At 73.6% G+C, this 20,737-nt stretch carries 16 protein-coding genes and 1 pseudogene; 4 read left to right on the top strand and 13 right to left on the bottom strand.

The features are described 5' to 3' along the window. Window positions 1–92: 92 nt before the first annotated feature. Window positions 93–596: pseudogene (locus ACIOFR_RS37110) on the top strand (DUF4232 domain-containing protein); the annotation flags it as partial. Window positions 597–1,245: 649 nt separating this feature from the next. Here the strand turns inward: ACIOFR_RS37110 and ACIOFR_RS37105 are convergent. Further along, window positions 1,246–1,653, bottom strand: coding sequence for a RidA family protein (locus ACIOFR_RS37105; RefSeq protein WP_401004453.1), 408 nt, complete (start codon window positions 1,651–1,653; stop codon window positions 1,246–1,248). Between the two features lie 143 nt (window positions 1,654–1,796). Here ACIOFR_RS37105 and ACIOFR_RS37100 point away from each other — a divergent pair, with 143 nt between their 5' ends. Then, complete coding sequence (locus ACIOFR_RS37100) at window positions 1,797–2,177, top strand: winged helix-turn-helix transcriptional regulator (protein ID WP_401004451.1); 381 nt, start codon at window positions 1,797–1,799, stop codon at window positions 2,175–2,177. A gap of 363 nt (window positions 2,178–2,540) precedes the next feature. After that, a complete protein-coding gene (locus ACIOFR_RS37095; RefSeq protein WP_401004449.1) occupies window positions 2,541–2,882 on the top strand; it encodes an integrase core domain-containing protein in 342 nt (113 codons plus the stop codon). 233 nt (window positions 2,883–3,115) lie between these two features. On the opposite strand, the gene ACIOFR_RS37090 is transcribed toward ACIOFR_RS37095, so the two are convergent. Beyond that, a complete protein-coding gene (locus tag ACIOFR_RS37090) occupies window positions 3,116–3,616 on the bottom strand; it encodes a hypothetical protein (protein ID WP_401004448.1) in 501 nt (166 codons plus the stop codon). Window positions 3,617–4,133: 517 nt separating this feature from the next. Between ACIOFR_RS37090 and ACIOFR_RS37085 the strand changes: the two genes are divergently transcribed. Further along, window positions 4,134–5,186 carry a ferritin-like domain-containing protein gene (locus tag ACIOFR_RS37085; protein WP_401004446.1) on the top strand — a complete coding sequence of 351 codons (1,053 nt, stop codon included), beginning with the start codon at window positions 4,134–4,136 and terminating at the stop codon, window positions 5,184–5,186. A gap of 150 nt (window positions 5,187–5,336) precedes the next feature. Here the strand turns inward: ACIOFR_RS37085 and ACIOFR_RS37080 are convergent, their stop codons facing one another. From ACIOFR_RS37080 to ACIOFR_RS37030, 11 genes are all read right to left on the bottom strand, one after another. Then, window positions 5,337–6,116, bottom strand: coding sequence for a BTAD domain-containing putative transcriptional regulator (locus ACIOFR_RS37080; protein ID WP_401004444.1), 780 nt, complete (start codon window positions 6,114–6,116; stop codon window positions 5,337–5,339). 294 nt (window positions 6,117–6,410) lie between these two features. After that, window positions 6,411–6,692, bottom strand: a complete 282-nt coding sequence (locus ACIOFR_RS37075; RefSeq protein WP_401004442.1) for a hypothetical protein — start codon at window positions 6,690–6,692, stop codon at window positions 6,411–6,413. A 43-nt stretch (window positions 6,693–6,735) separates the two neighbouring features. Further along, a complete protein-coding gene (locus tag ACIOFR_RS37070) occupies window positions 6,736–10,131 on the bottom strand; it encodes a DUF6519 domain-containing protein (RefSeq protein WP_401004440.1) in 3,396 nt (1,131 codons plus the stop codon). Between the two features lie 59 nt (window positions 10,132–10,190). Then, window positions 10,191–12,434: a hypothetical protein gene (locus ACIOFR_RS37065; RefSeq protein ID WP_401004438.1), complete on the bottom strand. Its 2,244-nt coding sequence runs from the start codon at window positions 12,432–12,434 to the stop codon at window positions 10,191–10,193. 94 nt (window positions 12,435–12,528) lie between these two features. Beyond that, the gene (locus tag ACIOFR_RS37060) at window positions 12,529–15,378 is read right to left on the bottom strand and encodes a hypothetical protein (protein ID WP_401004436.1); all 2,850 of its coding nucleotides are present in this window, start codon (window positions 15,376–15,378) and stop codon (window positions 12,529–12,531) included. After that, window positions 15,375–17,936, bottom strand: a complete 2,562-nt coding sequence (locus tag ACIOFR_RS37055) for a hypothetical protein (RefSeq protein WP_401004434.1) — start codon at window positions 17,934–17,936, stop codon at window positions 15,375–15,377. Before ACIOFR_RS37055 ends, ACIOFR_RS37060 begins: the two co-directional genes overlap by 4 nt. Beyond that, complete coding sequence (locus ACIOFR_RS37050; RefSeq protein ID WP_401004432.1) at window positions 17,933–18,298, bottom strand: GPW/gp25 family protein; 366 nt, start codon at window positions 18,296–18,298, stop codon at window positions 17,933–17,935. The genes ACIOFR_RS37055 and ACIOFR_RS37050 overlap by 4 nt, the downstream gene beginning before the upstream one ends. Further along, a complete protein-coding gene (locus ACIOFR_RS37045) occupies window positions 18,295–18,597 on the bottom strand; it encodes a hypothetical protein (RefSeq protein ID WP_401004430.1) in 303 nt (100 codons plus the stop codon). The genes ACIOFR_RS37050 and ACIOFR_RS37045 overlap by 4 nt, the downstream gene beginning before the upstream one ends. A 5-nt stretch (window positions 18,598–18,602) precedes the next feature. Then, complete coding sequence (locus tag ACIOFR_RS37040) at window positions 18,603–19,307, bottom strand: phage baseplate assembly protein V (protein WP_401004428.1); 705 nt, start codon at window positions 19,305–19,307, stop codon at window positions 18,603–18,605. 5 nt (window positions 19,308–19,312) lie between these two features. Continuing rightward, window positions 19,313–20,413, bottom strand: a complete 1,101-nt coding sequence (locus tag ACIOFR_RS37035; RefSeq protein WP_401004427.1) for a phage late control D family protein — start codon at window positions 20,411–20,413, stop codon at window positions 19,313–19,315. Next, window positions 20,410–20,715 (bottom strand): tail protein X, encoded by a 306-nt coding sequence (locus tag ACIOFR_RS37030; protein ID WP_401004425.1) that lies wholly within the window; start codon window positions 20,713–20,715, stop codon window positions 20,410–20,412. The genes ACIOFR_RS37035 and ACIOFR_RS37030 overlap by 4 nt, the downstream gene beginning before the upstream one ends. Window positions 20,716–20,737: the final 22 nt, after the last annotated feature.

The raw sequence follows: 20,737 nt of genomic DNA, 5'->3' as shown, positions 1-20,737 counted from the left end.
AGAGAAACGACTCTCAGGCGCCCTCACCCATGTCCGCGCAGGTCAGACCCCAAATTCGTGACTCTAGGCCGCTGAATTACGCGGAACGCAGGTCCGGCGGTCCGGCTTCGGGGGGCCCGGGAAAGGGCAGCACGCCGCCCACCGCCTCACCGGCCGGCTCCACCGGGGCGGGGAAGAGCACCAAGTGCCGGACCGCGGACCTGACCATCACCGCCGCTGACCGCACCATCACCGGCGACGCCGAGAGCACCGTCGTGGTCGAGCTCAAGAACCACAGCGGCAAGGACTGCACGCTCTCCGGGTACGCGGGCGTCGACCTGAAGACCTCCGCGGGCGCGCTGTCCGCGAAGCGCTCCGGCGAGCCGGTCGTCACGGGCGTCGTGAAGAACGGCAAGTCGACGTACTTCGGCATCAGTTACCCGGCCAACACCTCGGGCGGCTCCGGCGTCCGGATCACCGGCCTGGTGGTGACCCCGCCGGACGAGACCCAGTCGGTCACCCTGCCCTGGCCGGGCGCCGGCTCCCTGCCCGTCACGGACGGCAGCGGATCCCCGGTGAAGATCGGCCCGATGGGAAGCGCCGGCCAGGGCGAGTGACCGCAGGCGCCCCGCCCTGGCGCCGCGAAGCCCCCGGACTCCTCCCGGCCGGCCCTCGGAACCCGTGTACCGGTCGCCTACCTGCCCGAAAGGCCGGACAGCGCACGGGTGTCCACCCGGAAGTGCCGCCTGCATCGGATCGTCGGCCTGTTCTTCGGAGCCGTGCTCTGCCTCGGTGTCGCGGCCGGGTGCCTGCTCACGCGCTGAGCCTCTTCTCCCACCGCGTTCCCACGCACAGATCCACCGCCAGACCCGTCGCGGGACCCATCGGACACGCCGTCAGCACCTGATCCTGCTCGGCTGCTCGGTTTCTGTGGGCTGGAGGACCTGGTCCTGGAGGCGTCGGCGAAACCGGCTTCCCCGGCCGACACGGGATCGTCCGGGAGCCTGATCGATGTTCGGCGGATGACGCCCGGAGCGCTTCCGCCTCGCTCGCAGCGTTCAGCGTGGTTGGTGGTACCGATCCGGCGTACCAGGGACGGGGCGCCCCTCGCCGGGCTCATGGGCGCCTGGGTGCCTGCGCGGCTGCACCGTCGGTTCGACCGGGACCTGGACCGCCAGCAGTACGGCCAGGCTGCAGTGCACCGCCGCCGTCCCCGCACCGTGACGGATGCCCGGCCGAGCCGGCCACGGTGTGAGGAGCGCCCGTTCAGTCGATGACGGCGGTGGCTTCGACCTCGACCAGGTGCTCGGGTACGTCCAGTGCCGCGACGCCCAGCAGTGAGGCGGGGGGTGTCACGCCGGCCCCCAGCTTCGCGGCCGCCCGACCGATCCCCTCCATCAGCAGGGGCATCTTGTCGGGGGTCCAGTCGACGACGTAGAGGGTCAGTTTCGCCACGTCGTCGAAGGAGGCACCGACCCCGGCCAGGGCGGTGCCGATGTTGAGGTAGCACTGTTCGACCTGGGCGGCGAGGTCGCCTTCGCCCACCGTGACCTGGTCGGCGTCCCACGCGACCTGTCCGGCGATGAAGACCAGCTTCGACCCGGTCGCGATCGACACCTGCCGGTAGGCGTCGATCTGCGGCAATCCGCTGGGGTTCACCAGGGTGATGGCCATGCTGTCCGCCTCCGTTGCTATGAGCGCCCGTGAGCTCGCTTCCGCCGAGTCATGGCGCTACCGCTCTCTTGTGGTTACTCAGGAACTGTAGGAGAGTGCCTGCTGACATGGAAGAACGCACTTTTCGGTGACTGGGGAACCTGATGGTGACCAAGCAGTTCGCGGGCTCGCCCGACGAAGCAGACCTGAGGCGCGCGGACTCTCTGGCGCGGGAGATCTTCTCGGACGTCGCCAACAAGTGGGCGCTCCTGATCATCGAGGCCCTGGGAGAGCACACCCTGCGCTTCGGCGAGCTGCGGAACGAGATCGGGGGCATCAGCCACAAGATGCTCACCCAGAACCTGCGCATGCTGGAGCGCAACGGCCTGGTCCGGCGGACGGTGCACCCCGTGGTGCCGCCACGGGTCGAGTACACCCTCACCGAGCCGGGCCAGGCCCTGCGGGTGACGATCGACGGACTGTGCGACTGGACCCACCGGTACCTCGGTCACATCGAGCACTCCCGCCACCGCTTCGACGCCTGAAGAGTGGAGCACCCGCGTAGGCGAGCGGATCAGCACGCGGACGCGGAGTCCGCTCTCCGTGCTGGTGGAATGCCGTCGCACGGCGGCCGATCACCAGCCCCCTCAGGTGGCCGACGGCGTCCATGATCACGGCCGCCCCCGGCTGCTTCCGGCCCGGGGCGACGGCGATCGCGACCCGTCGTCATGCCCGTTCGGCGGTCAGTCGGCCGACGGCCCGGATGATCTGCCGTCGGGTGGCCAGGTGGCGGGCGAGTTGGGCCATCACCCGGTTCATACGCCCCGCGATGACGCTGGGCGGCGGGTCGCACTCACAAGATCACGCGACTTTGCAACAGCCCTGGATTTCCGTACCACCGGGGCGAGTTGCCATGTCACTCGGATGTCGGGTGGCAGTACCCGAGTTTCCGGCTCGCCGAGTGCCTGGACGCCGCCGGCATCGCAGCCGCGATCGGATCAGTCGGCGACGCCCACGACAACGCCCTGAACGCCCTGATGGAATCCGCCATCGGCCTCTATAGATGGGGGCTGATCAAGCCCGGCAGGCCTTGGAAGACCTTCTCCCAGATGGAGCTCGCCACAGCCGAGTGGACCGACTGGTACTGCCACCGGCGACTCCACGGCGAGGTAGGCCACGTCCCACCTGCCGAATACGAGACCGCCTACTACCTCACATCCGCAAAACCCCAGGTCACAACCACAACCTGAGATCTCCACCGAACCCGGTGCGGTTCACCCGGTGACAGCCCGAAGGCCCGCCAGGGCCCGTCCCCGCTGAGCGAGGTCGCATCAGGCAGTCCGCCAGGGCGGGGAGCGGGGAACTCGGCGGACGCGGCCCCGGGACTCCGCCGAGGGCATGGAGGGTACCCCTCGGGCTGGGGCGTCCCTCCAGGGCGATGACGGACTCGTCGGCCGTGACCGCCAACCCACCTGAACGGCAGTCAGTTCAGCGGCTGGGTACCGGCGCTGTTGTGGATGAAGACGGACCGGGTGTCGGTGGACGGGTAGCTATCCTCCAGGGTGAAGGCCTCGGGCGTGCTGCCGGCGGGGGTGTCGGGCTTCTCGAAGTACAGGACGTACGTCTTCGAGGTGTCCGTCTCGCTCTCCAGCTCCAGCCAGCCCTTGACTTCGGCGGCCGGATAGGTGCCGGTGGCGGTGATGGTGGTCGACGTGGTGCCGCGCTGGAGGGCGAAGGTGGCAGTGCCGAGGTCCAGGCGCTTGCGGGCGCCGTCCTTCCATCGTCGGAAGAGCGTGACCCACTCCTCCGGCCACGGTCCGCCGGTCTCCGGCGGCGGCATGTCCTTCTGCAGCTGCGCCAGAATGGCGTCCGCATTCGCCACGACATCGTCGTAGTCCCGCAGGTCGAATGCGAACTCCATGTGGGCCTTGTCAATGGCGCGGAACATCGGCCGGATGTGGAGCTCGAACACAGGCGTGCGCATGCTGGCCGTACACCTCCATCAGGATGTTCTTGAGTGTGATCGTCCCGATCGGCTCGGGTGGTTGTCGCGGCCCGCCCCGTGGCGTGGGGAGGGCGTGAGCTGAGTGTCGGCAGGGAGAACGGGCGGGTCGCTGCCGCGTCCCTGCGGCCGACGGCCCGTCGTTGTGCCGTGCGGCCGGGAAGTCGTGGCCGGTCGGCCCGCCAAACCGGCAGCCGGGCCTACGCGCAGGATGTCGAACGCCAGGCTGCGGTCGTTCGGTTCGCTCGGGCTACAGGAGTTGACGTCTCGTCGGCTTCGGGCGATGGCTCCGACTGCGGGTCGGACTCTCCCTATAGGTACCAGGAGGAGTGCTGTGGCGCGCGGCACATCTGTGGCGTGTCCGGATGAATGGGTGCCCGCGCGCGGCGCTGCCGCGATCGGGTGAACCGTCAGCGGGTTTCGCGCGCCCACCGCCTGGCCGGCCTGGCGAATGGATAAGGCTTTCATTCTGTATATATACAGATGGGAGAGGTGTGCTGTGACCCAGGTCCTGGAGTATGAGAGCAACGCCATCGTCGAGTTGATGAGAGTCCTTCCTGCGGACCGCGATGCGGAGTGGCTGAAGAACGCCCTGCAGCAGGCGATCATGGTGGAGGTCGCCACCATCGGTCCGTATGCGAGCGCCCTGTGGTCGATCAAGGAGCCGAGCGAGGCGGTTGCGAAGGACATCCGGGAGATCATCTTCGACGAGATGACCCATATGGGCCTCGCGTGCAACATGCTCACCACCATCGGAGGGACGCCGATCCTCGCCGATCCGAAGGTGGTGCCGAAGTACGAGCATGCATTGCCGGGCGGGGTGCGGCCCGATCTCGTCATCTTCCTCGAGGGTCTGACCGCGGCCTCGGTCGAGATGTTCTCCGAGATCGAACGCCCGGAACATCCGGTCGCCCAGCTCGCGGTCTCCACGACCATCGGGGCCTTCTACGCCGCGATCGAGGAGGCGTTCGAGACGCAGCAGCACCTGATCGGCGGCGATCGGCAGATCGAGTACTCCCTGGAGAGCCACGGCCAGGGCAACAGGATTGTTCCGCTCGACACCATCGAGAAGGTGCGGGCCGCCATCGAGGTCATCAAGGAGCAGGGCGAGGGCACCTCCGCCTCGCCCGAGAACCCCTTCCCGGGCAAGCCGGGGGAGCTGGCGCACTTCTACGTGTTCCGGGAGATGTTCCGCGGCAAGAAGCTGATCAAGGTGTCGGAGAACCCGGTCGTCTGGGACTTCAAGGGCGACGACGTTCCGTTGCCCCCGGCCTTCCCCATGGGGAGAGTGCCCGACGGCGGGTGGGCCAACGGCGGGCCGAACGCGCCCGCGCCCGAGGTCCAGCAGGTGCTCGGGGCGTTCAACGGGCATTTCAGCGCAATGCTGCGAGCGCTGGAGGCAGCCTGGCGGTCGGGTGACGCGAACAGGCTGTCAACGGCGATCGGCCACATGCACGGGATGCGTACGGAGGCACGGAAGCTCGTACAGCTGGAGCTGCCCGACGGCAGTGGGAAGACCTACGGGCCGGAGTTCCTGTATGTCGAGGAGTGAACAGCTCCGTTCCATGCCGGGCGGGCGCCGGTGCACGGCCGCCCGACCGGTCACAGCCGAAAGCGTGCCCGGTGCCGGGGTTTTCACCAGCTTGGTGGTGTTGCACCGGGGGCCCGTGACAGTGGGCGTGGATCCGCCGGGAGCGATGGCTCACGGAACGACGGCGGATACCGGTCGGGGCAGGGGGAGAGGGGTGACCCGGGGTGCGCCCGGAGTACGGGGCCGGGACGGCAGGAGCGCGGAGAGCGCGGTACTCGGTTCGACCCCGAGCTGGTCGTGCAGCACACGGCGGCAGGTCTCGAACTGGCGCAGGGCCTCGGCCACGTTGCCCTCCGCCAGGTGGGCGCTGATCACCGCGCGGTGCGAACTCTCCCGCAGTGGTTCGGCGTTGACGGCGGCGAGGGCGACGTCCACTGCTTCGGCATACCTGGCCTCGCGTCTCATCAGGTCCGACAGGGACTCCAGCGCGTGCAGCCGGCACTGCCGCACCCGCTCGCGCTCCACCACCAGCCAGTCCTCCTGCCAGTCCGGCAGCAGATCCTGCTCGAACAGTTCCACCGGCGGCTGGACGGCCGGCTCGCGGTTCCGCAGAGCACGGGCCGCGGAGAGCATCCTGCGGACGTCCACCAGGACGGAGGCGTCCAGGGCCAGCACCTCACCCCGCGCGTGAACCAGGCGGCCGCTGGGAGACAGCCGCCACAGCGCCGTGCGCAGTCTGCCGGCCGCGGCGGGTTCGTCGACGTCGGGCCAGAGCGTGCAGGAGAGCGCGGTTCTGGTCACCGGGCCGCGCAGGGCCAGCAGGGTGAGGATCCGGCGTGCCGTGGGCTGCAGCTCGATGGCCCGCCCGCCCAGTGACAGCCGCCAGGTACCCAGGAGTTGGAGGTCGGTCCCGGGAGTCCGATGGGATGCTCCGGAGTTGTCACACGTCATCTGCTACTCCCCAGGTGCGGACCGGACGCTGCCGACCCTTTCGGTCGGTCGATGTCCTGTCAACGGTCACCGCCGCGCGCCGACGGGCGGTGACCCGTACGAGTGGTGGTCCCGCCGAGGCCGGGCCGGGAGGCACCGGCACCTTCGGTCGTGATTCCTGGACGTCGGCGGTCTGGATCATGCGATATCCCGGGGTGGCGAGGTGGTCCGGGCGAGCCGCGGCCCGATCCGGCAGGACTTCGCGGACGTGCCGGGCGTGGTCACTCGGACATCGGATCCCCTTCCGGTGTCGGCCTATCCGTCGCCCAGCAGCGCGGCCAGGTCGTCGGCCGCCATGGCCAGTGCCCGCCGGCGGTCGGCGGCGAGCCGGCCGACCCCGCGCAGTGACGCCTTGGCGGCGTCCCGGGCCTGGCCGGCCACCGCCTTGCGCGGTCCTCGCGTCGCGTCGGCAGCGATCTCCCGGGCCATCGTCAGCTGCTCCTCCAGCTCTGCGGTGCGCCGTGCCTCGGTCTCGTCGATCCGGTCGATCTCCTCCCGGAGCACCTGTTGCAGCGTCCGGACGGTCCTGTCACTCATGCTGTCCTCCTGTCCTCGGATGGGGTGGCTCTCGCGGCCCGCGTCAGGGCAGCACGACGTTGATCGCGTTCCAGGGGGCAGGCAGCGGCGCGCCGCCGATCTGGATCCGGCCCCTGGTGACGTTGCCGGTGACGGCGGTGCGCGAGGCCGGGACGTCCAGCTCGACCGCCGTGGTGCCGACGGTTTCGAGGTGGTTCGCCGAGGCGATCAGGGAGTCGGCGCTGCCGGTCACCGCGGCCGGACGGATCTCGGAGACGAGGTTCGCGTCGTCGCGGCGGATCAGGTTGTCGCTGAACACCAGCGGTCCGGTGACCGTGGTCTGGACGACGGCCGCGGCTCCGCCGGCCGCGATCCGGTTGCCGCGGACGGTGACGGCGGACGAAACGTCGCCCACGGCGGCGAACACCCGTCCCGGGGTCACCCAGACGAGCCCTTCCTCCCGCTCGGCGTACCAGTCGGTGCCCATCCGGGCGAACGCGTCGGAGGCGTCGAACTGCTCGGTGACGGGCCGTCGAGCGGTCGGCACGCCGAATCGGGCCGTCCTGATCGCGGCCTGTCCGGCCGTCACGGCGACGGCCGGAAGTTGTCGACTGTCCGCCTCCGTCGGCGTGGGAGTACCGCTGACGATCACGTTGTCGATCACGTCGATCCGGCCCGACCGGGTCTGTGCGAGCACGCCGACCACCAGCGACGGCACGTTCGACATGGCCGGCACCACGAGGGTGTTGCCGGCGATGGCGAGCGACGGGCACTCCTGCGCGGCAACGGCGGCGACGACCGTCCCCCGCTCCGCGGTACCGGGGTCGAGGTCGTGAATCTGATTGCCGCGCACCTCGCCGTCCGTCACCTGAACCAGCCAGACGCCGATCACCGCGAGTCTGCTGCCCTCGTCGGATTCCGGCCTCGGTGTGCGGATCACGTCGTTGTCGCGGACGAGGACGCGCAGACCGCTGGAGCCCGGGCGCATGATCACGCCGCTCGTGCCGCCGTCCAGCCGGTTGCCCGTGACCACGATGTCCCGCTGGGCGCCCTGCAGCGCGACGGCAGGGCCGGCGGTGGTGATCGTGCAGTCGTCGACCCGTACCGCGGACAGCACGCCTTCGAACTGGGGAGCCGTGAGGACGATGCCGGTGCCGTCGAGGCGGGGCGGGGGTTGCTCTGCGCGGTCCGCACCGCGGGCGTCATCCAGTCCGGTGGCATGGGCGGTGATCCGGCAGCGGCTGATCTCGCCGTCGGGGCAGGCCAGTTCGATCCCCGCCCCGCCGCCGTCGATCCGGCAGTCACGGATGACTGTCGAGGCCTGCATCGGGTGGGCCTGCCAGGTCACCGCAGCGCCCTGGTCGCCGACGATCAGGCAGTCGCGGACGTCGGCTCCGGCGGTGAGCTGGACGCGCTCGTCCAGGAGGATCCCGGCCTGGGTGCCGTACACCACGGAGTCGGCCAGCTGGAGTCCGGCGAGCGTCAGGAAGCGCCTTGTCTCCGTCGGGCTCCCCTGGACGACGGACGCGATGCCGACATCCGCGAGCAGGACACACTCGCGCACCACCAGGCCCGCGACCAGGCCCACCAGGGTGATCGCGGTCTCGGGAACGTCGGGCAGGGCCTGCCGGTCCGCGTCGGGCCGGTCGCTGCCGCCGAGCACGGCGAGCAGGGCCGCCGGCCCGCCGCCGGCGAGCAACCCGCTCCGGACGACGGCGCAGCGCACCACCTCGACGCCCGCCGAGCGCTCCACGGCGATTCCGACCGCGACGGATTCGCCCTCGTCGCCGCCGGCACCATCGGTGCGGTCGTTCTCGCCGCCTGAGGGTGGGGGGCTACCGACGATCGCGAGGTCGCTGACCGTCACCCCGCGGCAGCCGGCCAGCACCACCGCCGGGCCGGTGCCCCGGTGCCGCAGGACCGTGCCCCAACCGTGCCCGGCCAGCGTCACCCCCCTGGCCGCGTCCAGCACCACCGGCTCGTCGAGCTCGTACTCGCCCACCGCCAGACAGATCCGGCCGCCGGTCCGCCGCACCCGGTCGACGGCGTCCTGCACGGTCAGCCGGCCGTCGGCGTGCGACTCGGGCGTCACGCAGAGGGTGCAGTCGCCGCAGCCGTCGCACTCCGGTGGCCAGACCTCGCGGCAGTCCGTCACCTGGCCGCCCAGATCGACCACGGCGAGCCGGCCGTAGAAGCGGCGAGGGCCCTGAGGCGGCGCGTCGGCCAGTGGCTGGACCTGGCCGTCGGCCGAACGGGCGGTGAAGGTCCAGTGGTCTCCGGTACGCAGCAGGCCGCCGGCCGGATCGGTGCTGAAGGTGATCTGGACGCCGTCCTCCAGGTCGAGTCCGCCGGTGGCGGCGGAGACCGGGACCGCTCCGTCCCCGCCGACCGACGCGCCGCTCTGGTCCCACTGCCGCAGCCTGGTCCGCAGCGAGCCGTCGGTCGGATCGAGGTCGGCGGGCAGCGGGCCGGAGAGGGTGACCTGCTGGGTCGGGTCGTCGACCCGGTCGACCGTCACCACCCGGGCGAGGAAGCCCGGTGTGCCGGACAGCTCCCGGGCCTCGTCCAGCACCTCCACCCAGGAGCCCTCGCGGATCCGCTGGACATCGTCGCGTCCGGTGCGGGCGACGGTCAGGACGGTACGGGTGCTGTCCACGCCGAGCACGGCGGTGGCCACGCTCGCGTTGTCGCGGGCCCACTTGAACGTGGCATCGCCGAGTGCCCCGCCGGTGTGGACCTCCACCCGGTAGAGCCGGTTGTCGAAGCCGCGGTAGCCGCTGTCGGGCGGCACGCTGCACGGGTCAGTGTCGGCCGGGACGGCCACCCCGGCGGTACTGAGCCGGCCCGCCGAGGGCGCGGTGGCCGCGGCCCAGCCCGGCAGTTCGGCATCCGGCGTGGCACAGTCGACGCCCTCGGCGCCGCCGGGGAGGACCTTCACCTGCCAGACCGTCTGCATGCGCGCGTCGGTCTCCTCGCCGACCGCGGAGTCGATCAGCTCGTGCCGCTCGACGGCGGTGACCTCACGCTCCCACGCCTCGACGTACACGACGTGCGGACCGGTCTCCGGCACCGGCGGAGGATTCCGGTAGTAGGGCTGCTTCTCGTACGGCACGGGGTCGGCACCCCGCAGGTCCTGCAGACCCGGCTCGACGTGCCAGGGCCCGCTGCCGTGGTTGTCGAGCGACAGTCCGTGGACGTACAGGCGACCGAGCCCGATGGTGAAGGACACGCCGGCGACGGCGATGCGGAAGCCGGTGGCCTCCGGGGCGCCGCCCGTGTCGAGATCGCGCGGCGCGGTGCACGGGCCCAGCACGTCCAGGGCCAGCGCGCGCAGGCGGTGGTCGACGCCGTCCGCGAGCTCGTTGAGATAGGCGTCCCGCAGCATCCGGCCCTGCTCGGCCCGGGGCCGGCTGAAGTCCTCCACGGGGTCGAAGCTGAGTCGGGTGTAGTCGCCCGGCATGTACGGCTCCTTCGAGATGGCTGCATGGGGTGGCTTGGCAGGGCGCGGGGCAGGTGGCTTCAGACGATGACGCTGATCCCGGCGGTGACTCCCGCGGGCAGGTACTCGTCCAGCCGCCGGCGCAGGTTGTCCAGCCGCTGCGGCTGTTTGACGTGGCTGTACACGCCGATCTCGCTGCCGTCCTGCGCCCCGGCGGCGATCTCGTCCGGGCAGCGCGGGTCGAGCTCCGCGAAGCCGGGATCGCCGTACCGGCGGGAGACCAGCACCGGGCGCACCCTGCGCTGCTCGGCGGTCACCAGCGCGGTTCGGTCGGCGCCGGTGACCGCGGGGTTGGCGGCCAGCAGACGGGTGACGGCGAGGTCGGGCTGGCAGGCGAAGCGGCGCGGCGCGCGACTGGCGTCGGCCGGGAGGGTCGGGTCGTCCGGCGGCAGGTAGCTGTAGCGCAGGCAGCCCTGCTGGGTGCGGGCGACCACCAGCCGGGCCGTGAAGAGGCACTCGCTCGCCTCGACCGTGCGGGCCGTGACGCCGCCCAGGAAGGTGCTGCGCTCGGTCCGCAGGCCGGTCCCGGGCGCGGCCGGGCCGGCGATGCACTCGCCACCGGCACCCGCACCGGAGGCGACCACGGAGTCGAGCAGCAGCACCTCGTCCGCCGGGGCGTCCAGCCGGACCGGCCCGAGCACACAGAACGCGAGCTGGATCCGGAGCCGGGGCGAGGGGCCGGCGACGGTGATGCTCGGCCCGTCCGCGATCGGGGCGCCGGACGCGTCGCGCGGGCCGCCGGGCGGCAGCGTGCAGTGCAGCAGCCGGAGCCGGCCGAGGTCGGCCGCGGTGGTGATCCGGCCGTCCAGGGCCACCCCGGACAGGGTCAGCGTGCCGTCGCCGACGACGGTGAGGGTGCCGTCGGCCGGCGTCGGCCGGAGCACCGGGCGTTGCAGGTTCGCCGCCTCGATCAGCAGGGTGCGCCCCAGGAGGGCGACATCTCCCGGCAGCGCGTAGTCCTCGCTGTCCAGCACCCGGACGACGGTGTGCCGGGCGGGGCTCGCGGCCCAGACGGTCAGTGCGGCGGTCAGCTCGGTGTGGTCCGCCCCGGTCGCGGCGACCGTGATCACCTGGTCGGGCTCGCCGTCGGCGAGCCAGCCGGAGCGGTCGTAGTCGCCGCCGCCGACCAGGCCGGCCGTGCCGTGGAAGAAGGACGCGCGGACCCGGGTCGGCAGTCCGGTGCCCACCGCGATCCGGCCGTTGCGCACGTCGACGGCGACCACCCCCTGGCCGGGCCGCGCGGCCGGCCAGGGGTCGAGCCGGCGGCTCACCAGCCGGGCGACGTACTGCGGGTCGGGGCCGCCGTCGTCGGCGGCGGGAGTGAGGAACTCGCCGTCGAGCCAGATCCCGAGGGTGGCCGCCGGTGCGTCCGGTTGCTCGCCGACCGGGCCGTACAGCGCGGTGTACGGCGGGCGTTCGCCGTTCGGCAGGCGCGGCGCCAGGCGGTGTGCCAGCAGGTCGGCCTCCAGCAGCGCCGGGTCGAGCGGCCCCGGCACCGACGCGGCCCGAAGGCCGGGCGGCAGGTCGGCGCTGCGGCTGCCGCGGGTGAACAGCGGGCGGTCCAGGCCGAGCGGGTCGAGCCGGTAGCGCCACGGTCGGTCGGCCGGGCGTACCACCACCCGGCGGTGGGCGGCGGCGCGTTCGCGATGGACGGCGATGGTCACGTGCGCCGGGTGGTACCAGCCGACCGGCCCGTCCGGGCGGCGCACGTCGACGAGCCGGCTGGTGCGGTCGAACGGGGTGCCGGCCAGAGCGGAGTCGAGGCGGGTGGAGAGCCGGGCCGTGGTCAGGTCCGGGCGGGTGTGCCGCAGGTGCTGGGTCCAGGCGGTCCTGGCCAGGCCCTCGATGAGGCGGACGGGGAACCCGGAGGCGTAGTGGGCGACGTCGTCGAGCGCGGAGACGGTGCCCTTGCGCCGGCGCAGGGCGATGGTCCTGGCCACGTCGGCGCGGGCGCTCGCCCCGGCGGGCGGCAGCAGGCGCGGGCCGCGCAGATCGTCGAACTCGACCAGGGCGGTGGCGTCGTCCTGCGCGGTCGACGCGTCGTACAGCGGTACGGTGCCGACCAGTTCGGCGAGGTACGGGATGTACTGGTCCTCGCAGGTCTCGATGAAGTGGTCCTCGTAGGCGCGCGCGATGTCCGCGGCGACCGCGTCGGCCTGCTCGCCGATGATGGCGAGCAGCGCCAGCAGCGGCTCGCCCACCTCGGCGTCCCTGGCCCTGATCGAGGCCGGAAGCGTGCCGTAGAGCTGCTCTGCGGCGGTCATACGGGCTGCCTCCGGGGGGTCGCGGGGTGTGGGGCGGGAGGGTGCGGTGCCGGGCCGTGGTTCGGCGCCGGCCGGCGCGGCGCGGGCAACGGGCTCATGCCAGGCCTCCGGTGGCCGGAGCGGGCGGGGCGGCCACCAGGGTGACGCCGAGGCCGTCGGGGGCCAGCACCGGCAGTTCGGCGGGCAGCACCGCGCCGTCCTCGTCGGTGCGGACGCCGAGCAGGCGCAGCCGCTCGGGCGGGGCGCCGGGGCCGGCGGTCCGGTCGGCGCCGTGCCGGGCCAGGAAGGCGGCCCAGGCGGCGTCCGACATCCCGGGCGGGCGGTCGAACCCGAGGCGGGTGATGTTGACCGCGGCGGCACCCGGCACCACGGACACCGCGAGATAGAGGTCGGACACGTGCACCGGGCGCGCCAGCCCCACGCGGTCGAAGCCGAGCCGGTCGGACAGCGCCGCGCGCACGCCGGCCAGGACGGTCTCGGCGTCGGCCCGCGGATCGGGTGCCACGGTGGCCGCGACGACGATCGGCACCGGGGCGAAGTCCTGCACCACCACTCGCCGGTAGGGCGGGCTCGCCGATGCCACCGTACGGGCCAGCAGGCGGCGGCCGGCCACGTCGAGGCCACCGCCGGCGGGCACGGCGACCGTCACCGCGATCAGCAGGCCCCGACCATCCCAGACCGTGGCCGCACTGGCCTTCGCCACCTGCCCCGTGGCGATCAACAGGTCCGCGCAGTCGGCGGCACCGACCGCGCGCCCGAGCACCCGTACGGCCCCGGGGGCGCGCTCGCGCAGGGCGGTGCCGTCCTCCCGGTCGGCACCGCCCTGCGCCGCGGCGGGATTGACCACCGCTTCGAGCCCGGGCAGCCTGAGCAGCGGCTGGGTCAGCGTGCCGGCCCCGACCCGTCCCGCCAGCCCGGCGCCGTAGCGGTAGTCGGCGAGGACACTGGCCGGGCCGGTGCGCAGGCGGGCGCCGGTGGTCCCGTCGCCGTGCTGGACGACGGTCGAGCCGTCCGCCCCGGTGCGCAGCTCGTACACCTCGTCGGCGGGTCCGGCGCCGAGCAGCTGCGGCACCTCGCGCGAGGACTGGCCGCCGACCCGGACGGTCAGGGCCGCGACGGAGCCCTCGGGGGTCGCCGCGGGCACCCGGGTCAACGGGCCGTGGGCGAGGGTGAAGCGCTGGAACGCGACCGAGGCGTCACCGGAGCCCAGTACCTCGTGGGCCACGGTGGCGCCGTGGCTCGCGGCCGACGCGTTGCCGAGCAACGAGGCGGCGGCGTCCAGCACAGCCGTCTCCTCGGGCTGCGCGGCGAGAGGTACCACCAGATGGCAGGCCTGGCCCGCCCGGACACCGGGTGGCTCCAACCGGGCCCGGCCGTGGACGGCGGTGGTGACGGCCCGTCCACCCGGAGCGGCGAGCACCAGTCGCCGGCCCTTGGGCAGGTCGGCGGGCGACACCACGGGCGCCGCGGCCCGGTCTGTGCCGGGCGGGCCGATGACCCGCACCGAGTCGGCCACCGGCCCGAGCGGCGCCGGCTGTGCGGAGCCGGCGGGGAGATCGGGGCCGTCCTGGGCGCCGCAGAGGTCCGGGCGGCCGTGCACCTCGGCCGGCACCGGTCCGCCGGGGGTCGCGGGCCGGTCCGCGGCCACGGCCAGGCCCGGGATCCAGAGCTCGTTGCCCAGGTGAGCCGGGTAGTCCAGGCCGAGCCACTCGACCTGCTCGCCGTCGAGCTCGGTGACCTGGAGGGCGCGGCGGTCCTCGACCTTCGGCAGCACTGGATCGTTCGGCAGCACTGGATCGTTCGGCAGGGCCGGATCCTTCGGCAGGGCCGGACCGACGGTGACCAGGACCACCTGGTCGGTCGGCCCGGCCGCCCCGAGGAGTTGCTCGGTGCCGGGCGCGGTCGCGGTCACCCGGACCACTCGGGTGAACTGCCCGGCGGAGGCCACCAGCAGCAGGGTGCCGACGGTCAGCGATTCGTGCCTGCGGTGCAGCGGAAGCCTGGCGCCCGCCGCGAGGGACAGATCCGTCCGCACTCCCCACTCCCAGCGGACGCCGCCCGGCATGCTGCTGTCCGCGACCGCTGCCGGCGGCTTGGTGTCGGGGGCGTCGTGGCCGTTGACGAGCAGCGTGCGGCTCGGCCGGTAGGCGGCGGCTCCGGTCACGGAGGCCGGCGCGGCCAGCCGCAGCCGCAGCCCGGCGGGTCCGGCGTCCAGGGCCGCGACGGTCGTGCGGACGACGGCGCCGGAGGGCCCGCTGCGCAGGCCGGGGTGGTGGGCACCGGTGCCGGGCAGCCGGTCGACCGCCGTGGCGGTGTCCTCGACGACGACGAGCATCGGGCTGCCGGGCCGTAGCCGCTCGGCCCAGAACGGGGCGGCCGCGGGGTGCACCAGGGCCCCGCCGGCGGCGCCGACCGGATCGATGGTCTGCGGCTTCCCGTACGCGGGGAGGGAGTTGAGTCGCCAGTCGGCCGCGCACTCCTCCAGGGTCTCGAAGGTCTGCGGCTGCTCGCCGGGGCCCGGCACGCTCTGCACGGGGAAGCCCACCGGCACGGTGAGCGCGGTGCCGGGTGCGAGGGTGAAGGCGAGGGTGGTGGTGGCCGAGACGCCCGGGCGGGGCCGGTAGCCGGTCAACTCGACCAGGCGGTGCGCACTCTCGTCGAGTACGGCGGTGCCGAGGAACCGCTCGTTGGCGTACCGCTCACCGTGGAAGGTGAGGACGTCGGCGAGGGCGGCCCACTGCTCCAGCAGCGCGACGGCGTGGTCGTCCGCGTCCCGGGTGGTGAGTGCGGCGAGCTCGGGGCGGCCGGCGATCCGTTCGAGCATGGTGCGGCGGAACGAGGTGAAGGTGCCGATCCTCGTGCGCAGGCTCGGCTGCCCGGGCGGGTTGTCGACCGGGAGCGGGGTGGCGGGCAGGCCGCCGGGACAGGTGCCAGGGGGTCTCAAGGCGTCCCTCCGTCGATTTCCAGGCGCAGTACGCCGCGCTCCGGCAGGCTGGGGTCGTCGTCGAGCCGGAGCAGCTCCCAGGGCGCCACGTCGAGGCGCCCGGCGGCGAGCTCTCCGTTGTCGGCGGCGCCGTGGCGGCGCAGGACCAGGGCCTTGACCGACTCCACCCCGGGCACCGCGGCCACCGCGGCGTACACCTCCCCGAGCAGCAACGGCCGGCCGAAGGTGACGTCCGGACGGGCGAGCAGGCCCGGCCGGCCGCCCGGCCGGTGCCGGGCGAGCAGCGCGTCGCGGGCGGCCCGACGCACCGCCGAGCGGCCGTGCCCGGGGGCGGCGCACACGTGCAGGGCCAGCTCGACCGGCACGAACCGGGGCGGCCGCACGTCCACGTCCTGCCCGGCGAGCCGGACGGATTCCAGCGCGGCCAGCACCTCGGCCCGCAGGGCGGGGGAGAGCTCCTGGCGGGTGCCGCCGGTGTCGACCAGGTCGCCGGGGTCGGTCGGCAGGACGGAGACCAGCCAGGTGTACCAGCTGCCGGTCCAGCGCAGCGCGGCCACCGCCGCGCGCACCGCGGGCAGCCGCAGCACGGCGTCGACGGCGTCGTGCTCGGTGACCGCGCGCCCCTGCCGGGCGCGGAAGGCGTCGGGGGCGAGACGGCGGGCACGTTCGACGCTCTCCGGCTCGGTACCGCCGGTGGCCGGGAGCGGGTTGCGGACCGTCAGCACCCGGTGGGTGTCGGCCGGGGTGAGGGCGATGTGCGCGAGTGCCTCGGCGCCGATGTTCCCGGCGGTGCCGTTGCCGATCCGGTAGCGGGCCAGGAAATGCTCGGCCCGGAGCGGCGCGCGCCCGAGCGGGGCCCGGCCGAACCGGACCAGGCCGTGGCCGGCGTCGTCCACCTCGACGACCAGGTCGAGGTCGTTGGGCCCGCTGTCGAGGAGGTCCGGTACGGGGGTGTACACCTCGTCGGGCCCCGAGCCGGGCCGGGCGGTCACGGTCAGCGCCGGCCCGGCATCCTCGGGGCCGCCGGACAGGACGAGACGTTCGGCGCCCGGTGCGCCGATCTGATGGGTCAGTGGGGCATGCGGCAGCCGCAGGCGCAGCGGAGGCGGTCCGCCGAGCGGCCCGGTGGCGGTGGGGCTCCAGCCCTCGGGGGTCACCTCGACGTCGTGGAAGGTGACGCCGTGGTCGGCGAGCACGGTGTTGCCCCGGGCGACCGAGACGTCCTGGAGGACGTCCCCGTCGGGCTGCACGGCGCGTACGCACACCGGCCGGTCGGGGGCCTCGGCGGCGTCCCATCGCACGGCGAGCAGGGGCAGCGGGGGCAGGGCGTCCGAGGCGCGCGCGGTCAGCTCCACCCCGCCCTCCGCGTCCCGGCCGAAGGCGGCCAGGTAGGCCGGGTCGGCTCCCGGCTGGACGTCGGTCAGCCGCACCACCCAGCGGGCCGCCGGGTCGGCGTCGGCCGGCCGTCCGGTGCGCGGCGAGCGGACCTGTTCGAGGACCAGCAGGTCACCGGCGTTCAGCGGGGGCATCGCGGCCGTGCCGGGGTCGGCCGGGTCCTGCGCCCACAGCCAGGCGGTGGTGGCGCCGGCCGGAAGCCAGTAGGCGTCCTCGCCCCAGTGGTGCAGGTGGAGCAGGTTGCCGCGTGGATCCGCGGTCAGGGTGTGGGTGGTCTCGAAGACCACGGATCCGTTGAGCGGGGGCACGGTCAGGGCCTCGGGGGTGAGCAGGCCGAGGGGGAGGGCGGGCGGCGGCGCGGTGCCCGAGCCGGGGAGCGCGCCGGGGATGCGGGTCAGCACCCGGGTGCCGGTCGGCACGGTCACCGCCGAACCGACGGCCAGGTGCACGGCGGTGACCGCGTTGCGCCCCTGGTGCAGCGCGTAGTCGACCAGCTTGACGTGCCGGCGCACCGACACCCGCAGGCGGGCGAGCCCGAGGTAGGCCTCCAGGAAGGCCGCGTCCTGGGCGTAGGAGAGCTGGTCGGCGTGGAAGGCGAGCAGTTCGAGCAGGGTGACCGCGAGGTCGGCCGGGTGCCGGTCGGAGAGCGAGGGGTGCCGCTGCGCGGAGAGGTCCAGCAGCATCCGGCGAAAGCTCGGGAAGTCCTTGGCGAGCGTGTCGAGCAGTGGCTCCGGCCCGTCCCGGCCCGCCGGCTCGCCCGGGGTACGGCAGTCCAGGTCGGACGGACAGGTCGCCGTGAACGAGAAGCCGATCCGGCGCAGCACCGGGTCCAGGTCCGGGACGGCCAGTTCGAGTTCGTACCCGCTGTGGTCACCCGCGCGGTCCGTCCGGACCACAAGGGTGCGCGGTCCGGTCACGGCGACGGTGCTCACCCGGATGCCCCGTACCCGCTCACCGCCCTTGACCAGCACGCGGTCCGGGTGGCTGACGAGCTGCCAGGGGTCGGCGCCGACGGGCAGGTCGCGCAGCACGCCGACGGTGAGCAGACGGTGGTCGGCGGCGTCCACCTCGACGTAGTCGACGCCGTTGCCCCGGGCCTCCTCGACGAGGAGTTCCGCGCGGCGCCGGGAGAGCGGGCTCGGGGGCAGGATCGCGTCGGTCATGCCGACACCACCACCCGGGTGACGCCGACCGCGTTGTCGGCGCGGCGGCGATAGGCGACGGTGACCACGAGGGCGCCGTCCTCGCGGGCCTCGGCGTCCACGCGGTCGACGGCGGCCACGTCGTCCACCCAGGTGTGCAGCTGCGCCCTGATCAGCGCCTCGGTGGCCGTCACCAGGACGTCCCCGAGCGGGGCGAAGACGAGGGCACGCAGGCCGCAGCCGAAGTCGGGCCGCATCACTCGCTCACCCGGCTCGGTGAGCAGGACGAGTTCGATCAGCTCGCGGACGTGGCGCTCCGGGTCGGCGTCGGCGGTGCGGCCGGTGCCGTCGGTGCGCAGCGGGAAGGAGAGCGGGCCGGTCATGACGGGTCCACCGCGATGGTGACGGTGCACGGCCTGCCGAGCCGGTCGACCACCTTCAGGCCGTCCGCAGCGTGGTCGTGCAGATGGCCGAGCACGGCCTGTGAGACCGCCACGAACAGCGCGCGCCGGGCGCGGGCGTCGGGGCCGTTGCCGTCCAGAGGGAACGGCGCGCTGCCGGTCTCGGTCTGCACGAGGTCGTGGAGTGCGCGCTCGATCGCGGCGGCGAGCGAGCCGGCGAACTCGGCCGGCGTGCCGGTGCCTCCCTTGGGGCCCAGGGCCCCGGCCCGGAATGCTGTCATCTGTGTTACTCCACCAGGTTCTTGACGCTGAGCAGGGCGGCCGGCGGCGGGGTCAGCGGCGGCAGCGGCGGCGCCGGGGTGACCGGAAGCACGCCCAGGGCGAGCTCGCCCGGGTGGACGTGGGAGTTGACCAGGGTGACCAGCTGGGTCAGGTAGCCGAACAGCTGGGTGCCCAGCACGGCCGGTTCGGCGGCCTGCCCGCCGTGGCTGATCACGGGGGCCTCCAGGGTCACCTGGGTGAGCGCCTTCAGCGTCACCTGCCCGGACTGTGCCTTGATCTCCAGCAGGTTCTGCCCGGTCAGGTCGCTGACGGTCAGGGTGTGGCCGTCGTCGTCCAGGGCTACCGTGAGGCCCGTCTCGCTGGTCAGCTCGCGCCGGGCCGGGCTCGGGAGCGGCGCGGTCGGCGCGCCGGGCGCCTCCAGCGGGCCCCACCAGCAGCCGGCCCAGATCGGGCGGGAGGGGTCGCCCGCCTCGAACTCGATCCAGGCGGCGGCTCCGACCGGCGGCACGGTGTAGAGGCCCGAGCGCTTCCCCGCGTACGGGGTGCACGGCAGGGCCCAGCCGGTCTCGACGTCGCCGAGCACCTCGGGCACCCTGGCCTTGAGCCGGCCGGACTTGAGCGGGTCGTCGACGTCGGTGACCTCCCCCCGGTATTTGCCGTAGTAGCGGTCGGTGCTCGCCCCGATCGCGAGCGACGCGTGGTCCAGCATGGCGTTCAACCTCCCAGTGCGCCGAGCAGTCCTTGGTCGCCCACCGCGTTGCGCGCCGCGGTGAACCGTTGGCTGTAGGCCCGCGGGGTGATCCGGTGCACGACCTTGCGGACCATCCAGGCGCCGCTGTACGCCGGCCCGGCGCCGGCCAGCCGGATCAGGTCGCCGGGGCGTAGCGGGCCGACCGAGGCGTCGACCGTCCCCTCGGCGACGACGGCCAGGGCCGCGCGGTCGACCAGGGCCTGGGCCGCCGTGCGCAGATCCCCGGCACCGGTCAGACCGGTGCCGGTCAGCCTGGTCCGTGGCGTGGGGCTGAGTCCGGCGAGCACGCTGGTCCGGCCGATCAGGCTGCTCACAGCCGTCACCTCGGCGCTCTGATGGCTGTGCCGCAGGTCCATGGCGTCCGCGGTGGCCGTGGTGGGCCGCAGCATGTCGTGCCTGATCCGCAGGTCGGTGACCCCGCTGGCGTCGCCGGCCCGGACGGCGAGGGTGGCGACCGGCGGCCCGTCGGCCGAGACCTTGTGGAAGTGGCCGACCTCGATGCCGGTGTTGGCCTGCGGCAGGGTGTACACCTCGAAGCCGTTGCGGCGGGCGAGCCTGCGCAGGAAGCCGAGGTCGCTGCCGCGCTGGACGGTGGTGCCCTCGGGCTCGATCAGCACCGGACCGGTCGGCGTGACCTGGGGCACCAGCTTGTAGGCCGCGAAGATCTGGGTCGCGATCAGCGCGTCCGGTAGGTTGGGCCAGGCCCTGGTGCGGTCCTGGAGGTTCATCAGCCCGGTGGCGTCGAGCCCGCCGAACTCGACGGAGGAGCCGCCGGTGGTCTCGCCGTAGACCACCGAGCGGGTCGCCGCGTAGCCGGCGAAGAGGAAGACCGGCAGCGGCACGGCACCGAGCACGGCCCCGATCCGCACACTCTGCCCGGCGGCGAAGCGGTCGGGTTCGAGCAGCGGCCATTCGCCGCTCGGGGTCAGCCCCGTGCCCAGGCGCAGCCGGAACGTGCCGGCCGAGTCGAGGGTGGTCTCGACGACCAGCTCCTGGATCGCGTCCAGCACCTTGGCCGGGGCCGGGGCGTTGTCGACCAGCAGGACGAGGGTGACGGCGGTCATGACAGCACCTCCGCCGAGACGGGCTGCGGCAGCTCGATCCGCGTGCCGGGTGACGCCGGCAGAGCGGAGGGCGGGTCGGCCGCGGCGGCCGGGTTGGCGTCCGCGATCCGCCACCAGGCGCCCGGGTCGCCGTAGGCCCGGTACGCCAGCAGGTCGAGGCGGTCGTACGGGCGGACCGGACAGCTGACGGTCGGACCGGTGGCGGGCGGGACGCGCAGGGTGACCCAGGGGCGGGGGCGGCCCTGCTCGTCGACGTGGACCGCCGCCGGGACGTCCCGGTAGCGGCTGCCTGGGTCGAACATCGGGCCTCCCGGAAGGGGTGTG

The organism is Kitasatospora sp. NPDC088346, from assembly GCF_044740765.1.
GTDB lineage: Bacteria > Actinomycetota > Actinomycetes > Streptomycetales > Streptomycetaceae > Kitasatospora.
This window is presented reverse-complemented; position numbering and strand designations above follow the sequence as displayed.

Coding starts and splice junctions, on each gene's coding strand:
- ACIOFR_RS37105 (WP_401004453.1), bottom strand. CDS start 1,653: ATGGCCATCACCCTGGTGAACCCCAGCGGATTGCCGCAGATCGACGCC.
- ACIOFR_RS37100 (WP_401004451.1), top strand. CDS start 1,797: ATGGTGACCAAGCAGTTCGCGGGCTCGCCCGACGAAGCAGACCTGAGG.
- ACIOFR_RS37090 (WP_401004448.1), bottom strand. CDS start 3,616: ATGCGCACGCCTGTGTTCGAGCTCCACATCCGGCCGATGTTCCGCGCC.
- ACIOFR_RS37080 (WP_401004444.1), bottom strand. CDS start 6,116: ATGACGTGTGACAACTCCGGAGCATCCCATCGGACTCCCGGGACCGAC.
- ACIOFR_RS37075 (WP_401004442.1), bottom strand. CDS start 6,692: ATGAGTGACAGGACCGTCCGGACGCTGCAACAGGTGCTCCGGGAGGAG.
- ACIOFR_RS37070 (WP_401004440.1), bottom strand. CDS start 10,131: ATGCCGGGCGACTACACCCGACTCAGCTTCGACCCCGTGGAGGACTTC.
- ACIOFR_RS37065 (WP_401004438.1), bottom strand. CDS start 12,434: ATGACCGCCGCAGAGCAGCTCTACGGCACGCTTCCGGCCTCGATCAGG.
- ACIOFR_RS37055 (WP_401004434.1), bottom strand. CDS start 17,936: ATGACCGACGCGATCCTGCCCCCGAGCCCGCTCTCCCGGCGCCGCGCG.
- ACIOFR_RS37050 (WP_401004432.1), bottom strand. CDS start 18,298: ATGACCGGCCCGCTCTCCTTCCCGCTGCGCACCGACGGCACCGGCCGC.
- ACIOFR_RS37045 (WP_401004430.1), bottom strand. CDS start 18,597: ATGACAGCATTCCGGGCCGGGGCCCTGGGCCCCAAGGGAGGCACCGGC.
- ACIOFR_RS37040 (WP_401004428.1), bottom strand. CDS start 19,307: ATGCTGGACCACGCGTCGCTCGCGATCGGGGCGAGCACCGACCGCTAC.
- ACIOFR_RS37035 (WP_401004427.1), bottom strand. CDS start 20,413: ATGACCGCCGTCACCCTCGTCCTGCTGGTCGACAACGCCCCGGCCCCG.
- ACIOFR_RS37030 (WP_401004425.1), bottom strand. CDS start 20,715: ATGTTCGACCCAGGCAGCCGCTACCGGGACGTCCCGGCGGCGGTCCAC.